Origin of the sequence: Streptomyces swartbergensis (genome assembly GCF_002148965.1) — a bacterium.
GTDB classification, from domain to species: domain Bacteria; phylum Actinomycetota; class Actinomycetes; order Streptomycetales; family Streptomycetaceae; genus Streptomyces; species Streptomyces swartbergensis.
On sequence record NZ_NGFN01000816.1, the window covers coordinates 1 to 733 of the forward strand.

General features: G+C 74.5%; 1 protein-coding gene. It reads left to right on the top strand.

Features of this window, described 5'->3' with window-relative positions; translation table 11 throughout:
• Positions 1-733: IucA/IucC family C-terminal-domain containing protein (locus CA983_RS44505; protein ID WP_279628525.1), on the top strand; the 733-nt coding region annotated here is incomplete at both ends.

A 733-nucleotide genomic window follows, 5' to 3' on the forward strand; every position in this document is an offset into this window, starting at 1 on the left:
CTGCTGCCCGCCCACCCCTGGCAGCTCGACCTGGCCGGCCCGGAGCTCGCCGACGCCTTCGCGGACGGCAGACTCCTCCGGCTCGGCACGACCGCCTTCGACACCTGGCCGACGGCCGCGATCCGCACGCTGTACGCGCCCGGGCACGACCTCTTCCTGAAGTTCAGCCTGGACGTGCGCATCACCAACGACATCCGCCGGCTGTGGCGCCACGACCTGCTCGCCCTGCGCCGGACCGACGCGGCCGTGTGCGCCGCCTTCGAGACGTTCGACGGCCCCCCGGCCTGGCTCGGCGACCGCGGGTACCGCACCGCCGACTTCGCCTTCGAGGCCCTGGCCGTCCTCGTCCGGGACGGCTTCGGAGGGCGTCTCCTGCCCGGTGCGACCCCGCTGCTCGCCGCCGGTCTCGTCGAGGGCTTCGAGGGCAGCCCGCTCGACCGGGCCACCGACCCCGAGGCCTGGTGGGCGGCGTACCTGGCGCAGGTGGTGCCCCCGGCCCTGACGGCCTTCGCCCGGCACGGTGTCGTCATCGAGGCGCACCTCCAGAACACCCTGGTCGCCGTGGACGCCGACGGCACACCCGTGCAGGCGCTGTACCGGGACGCCGAGGGCGTGAAACTGCTGCCGGACGTGGAGCGGGAAGCCGGCTGGGAGCGGCTCGTGTACTGCCTGGTCGTCAACCACCTCGGCGAGATCGCCGGCGCCCTCGCGGAACGCCACCCCGGGTTCGACC